The following is a 4,142-nucleotide window of genomic DNA, read 5'->3' on the forward strand; positions in this document are numbered from 1 at the left end:
TCTGGATGAATTCGTGATTTGTGTATAACCACAGCTTCTGTGGAAGCCAGCTTGCTCGCGAAAGGGCCGGCACAGCCACCGCAAGTCCCCGGCAGAAATTGCCTGCACGCCAACCACCCGGTAAAGTGCCGCTCCCCCCGTTTTGCCAGAGGTAGCTCCATGACCCAGACTTTCGATATCGCCGTTGTCGGCGCCACCGGTACTGTCGGCGAAACCCTCGTACAGATTCTCGAAGAACGCAATTTCCCGGTCGGCAATCTGCATTTGTTGGCCAGCAGCGAGTCCGCCGGCAGTTCGGTGCTGTTCCGCAATAAAAACGTGCGCGTGCGCGAAGTCGACGAGTTCGATTTTGCCAAGGTCAAACTGGTGTTTTTCGCCGCCGGCCCGGCCATCACCCTGAGCTATGCGCCTCGCGTCCATGCTGCCGGTTGTTCGTTGATCGATTTGTCTGGCGCCTTGCCGGCCGATCAGGCGCCGCAAGTGGTGCCGGAAGCCAACGCCAGCGTGCTCGCCGGCCTGACAGCGCCGTTCCAGGTCAGCAGCCCGAGCCCGTCGGCCACTTCGCTCGCCCTGGTACTGGCGCCGTTGCTCGCCCTGATCGACCTGCAATACGTCAACGTCACCGCCAACCTGGCCGTTTCCGCCCAGGGGCGCGAAGCTGTTGCCGAACTGGCGCGGCAAACCGCCGAGCTGCTGAACATGCGTCCGCTGGAGCCGACCTTCTTCGACCGGCAGATGGCGTTCAACCTGCTGGCTCAGGTCGGCACGCCCGACGCCCAAGGCCATACGCTGCTGGAAAAACGTCTGGTGCGCGAGTTGCGTCAGGTGCTGGCACTGCCTTTATTGAAGATTTCCGCAACTTGTGTTCAAGCCCCGGTGTTTTTTGGCGATAGCTTTAGCGTGACCTTGCAGTCAACAAAGGCTGTCGACCTGCAAAAAATCAATGCTGCGCTGGAAGCCGCGCCCGGCATCGAACTGGTCGACGCTGGCGATTACCCGACCGCCGTCGGCGATGCGGTGGGGCAGGACGTGGTCTACGTCGGCCGCGTGCGCAGTGGTGTCGACGACCCGGCGGAACTAAATCTGTGGCTGACGTCAGATAACGTACGCAAGGGCGCCGCGCTCAACGCGGTGCAGGTGGCTGAGTTGTTGATAAAAGGCCTGCTGTAAAAGATACTTGGCAACAATTTGTCGACTGATTCTAGGTGAGCGCTATGCTTGCCCGAAGCACTTGATAACGTGTCACTCTCCGGGACTTTCCGGGGCATCAAAGAAATGATCGCGCGCGACTGCTGTCGTCGTTGCGCGCAATGCCTTACGGCAGCGGTTTTCAACATCTTCTCGCTGGCCGAGGAACGTTCAAACAAAGGATGAGGCTATGGTTCAAGTTCGCAAACTGGTGTTAGCAATAGCGGCCGCCTCGGCGCTGTCCTCCGGTATGGCGCATGCCCTCGGGCTCGGGGAGCTGACCCTGAAGTCGACCCTGAACCAGCCGCTGGTGGCTGAAATCGAGCTGCTCGATGTCAAGGATCTCACCGCTGCCGAAGTGGTGCCGAGCCTGGCTTCACCTGAAGATTTCGCCAAGGCCGGCGTTGATCGTCAGGCTTTCCTCAATGACCTGACGTTCACTCCGGTGCTCAACGCCGGCGGCAAAAGCGTGCTGCGCGTCACCTCGAGTCAGCCACTGTCGGAACCGATGGTGAAATTCCTCGTGCAGGTGATGTGGCCGAACGGCCGTCTGCTGCGTGATTACAGCGTGCTGCTGGACCCGTCGAAGTTCTCGCCGCAGACCGCTGACGCCGCCGCGCAACCGGCACCGTCGTCGACCATTGCCGCGCCGACCACCGGCGCCACCCATCGCAATCAATACACCACCACGCCGCGCGATACCCTGTGGGAAATCGCGGCGAAGGCGCGCAACGGCGGGTCGGTGCAGCAGACCATGCTGGCGATTCAGGCGCTCAATCCCAATGCGTTTATCGACGGCAACATCAACCGTCTGAAAACCGGACAGGTGCTGCGCCTGCCGGACCCGGTGCAAAGCACGGCGCTGCCACAGTCGGCCGCCATCGCTGAAGTGGCGGCTCAGAACGAGGCCTGGCGTCAGGGTCGTCGTTACGTGGCCAAGCCTGGTACCGGTCAGCAGCAGCTTGATGCAACCAATCGCGGCCGTGGCAATGCCGGCGCGGCGCCCAACACGCAGGACAACCTGAGCCTGGTGTCGGCCGAAAGTGCCAAGCCGGGCGCAAAAGGTCCGGCGGGCGATGCCAAGGCGCTGAGCAACAAACTGGCGATCACTCAGGAAAACCTCGACGCGACCCGTCGTGACAACGAGGAACTGAAAAGCCGTATGGCTGATCTGCAGAGCCAGTTGGACAAACTGCAAAAGCTGATCGAGCTGAAGAACAATCAATTGGCGAAGATGCAGGCGCAAGGGGCAGGTGCTGCACCAGGCGACGCTGCTGCAGTGCCAGCCGTTCCGGCGATCACCGCCGAGTTGGCCGCTACGCCACCGGCAACGCCAGCAGAAGCGGCACCGACACCGGAATCGGCGATTGCACCCCCCGTCGATACGCCGGTTGAGCCGGCTGTTGAACCGAAACCGCCTGTCGATGAAGAGAAAACCTTCAACGAACTGCTGACCAATCCGATCCTGCTGGGGCTGATCGGTGGCGGTGCCGTCGTTCTGCTGCTTTTGCTGTTGCTGCTGGCACGTCGCCGCAAAGCCCAGCAAGAAGCCGAAAAACATCTGCGTATGGCCCGCGCGCTGGCAGAAGAGCAAACGTTCTCTGCCGAGCAGGATCTGCCTGAGAGCAGTTTCGAAGGCCTGGAAACCCCGGCTGCGAGCGTCAAGCTCAATACCCCGGCGCCAGCGCCAACACCTGCTCCGGTCGTAACGCCGGTGGTCATGGCCGAACCGATCGCCGCGCCGCTGGTGGCGCCGGCCGCCGAGCGTTCCGATGACGTACTCGACAAGGCTCAGTCGCATATCAACGCCGGTCGTTTGAATCAGGCTGCCGCACTGCTGGAAGAGGGCGTCAGCCTGGAGCCGCAGCGCAGCGATCTGCGCCTGAAGCTGATGGAAGTCTATGGTCAGCAGGGCGATCGCGATGCGTTCGTCGGCCAGGAGCGTCAGTTGGTAGCCAATGGCGACAACTTCGCCAAGGTCGAAGCGCTGAAAAGCCGCTTCCCGGCCATGGCCGTGGTTGCTGCCGGTGGGCTGGCTGCGGCTGCCGTCGCCGCCGAGCTGGACGCGCAATACGTCAAGGATCTTCTGCAGGACGAGCCAGAGGCGCCCGAGGCTGCCGCTGACGGCCTCGACACCGCTTTTGATCTGAGCCTGGACGATCTCGACAACATCACGCCGGTAGATCCTGCTCCGGTGGTTGAACCAGAAGCGCCGGTCGAGCTGGATGCGTTTCCGGCCGAAGACGATCTGAGCTTCGAATCGGTGCTGCAACAGCAAACCGAGGTGAAGGACAATCTGGACGATCTGTCGGATTTCGACCTGGATCTGGACCTTGGTGCAGAGCCATCGCCGTCCACCCTGGCGGAAGATGACTTCCTGCTGGATCTGGACGAGGGCGTGAAAGATCTGCCACCCGTCGAGGCGCCGGTCGTCGCTGACGTACCGCAGGACGATCTGGAGTTGCCGGATGATTTTGATTTGTCGCTGGCAGACGAAATGGACAGCCATCCAGCCGCCGAGCCGGATGCCTTTGCGGCTGAACTGGATGACGTCAACGCGGAGCTTGATCGTCTGTCGCAAAGCATTGCCGAGCCGACCTTTACCGAAGCGGACGCGGCGCTGGGCGATGATCTGGGTGAAGATGATTTTGACTTCCTTGCCGGCACCGACGAAGCCGCCACCAAGCTCGATCTGGCCCAGGCCTACATCGACATGGGCGACGCCGACGGCGCACGCGACATCCTCAACGAAGTGTTGACCGAGGGTGACGAGAAACAGCGTGACGAGGCCAGGGGCATGCTGTCCAACCTGGCGTAAGTTCAGCGCTAAACAGAAGCGGCAGCCGGTGAGGCTGCCGTTTTTGTTTGTGCCGGGTTCGGCGGTGTTTGATCGATTGCTTTCGCGAGCAGGCTCGCTCCCACAGGGGGGCGCATTGCAAATGTGGGAGCGAGCC

At 61.7% G+C, this 4,142-nt stretch carries 2 protein-coding genes; both read left to right on the forward strand.

From position 1 onward, the window contains the following. The first annotated feature begins 159 nt into the window (after positions 1–159). Positions 160–1,170 carry an aspartate-semialdehyde dehydrogenase gene (locus tag HU765_RS26465; protein ID WP_186624042.1) on the forward strand — a complete coding sequence of 337 codons (1,011 nt, stop codon included), beginning with the start codon at positions 160–162 and terminating at the stop codon, positions 1,168–1,170. A 208-nt stretch (positions 1,171–1,378) separates the two neighbouring features. Then, positions 1,379–4,006 carry a FimV family protein gene (locus tag HU765_RS26470; protein WP_186624044.1) on the forward strand — a complete coding sequence of 876 codons (2,628 nt, stop codon included), beginning with the start codon at positions 1,379–1,381 and terminating at the stop codon, positions 4,004–4,006. The last annotated feature ends 136 nt before the right edge of the window (positions 4,007–4,142 follow it).

The organism is Pseudomonas sp. SWRI81 (assembly GCF_014268545.1).
Taxonomy (GTDB): domain Bacteria; phylum Pseudomonadota; class Gammaproteobacteria; order Pseudomonadales; family Pseudomonadaceae; genus Aquipseudomonas; species Aquipseudomonas hamedanensis.

What these genes read in the sequence shown, in the direction of transcription:
- HU765_RS26470 (WP_186624044.1), top strand. Translation starts at nt 1,379, where the DNA reads ATGGTTCAAGTTCGCAAACTGGTGTTAGCAATAGCGGCCGCCTCGGCG.
- HU765_RS26465 (WP_186624042.1), top strand. Translation starts at nt 160, where the DNA reads ATGACCCAGACTTTCGATATCGCCGTTGTCGGCGCCACCGGTACTGTC.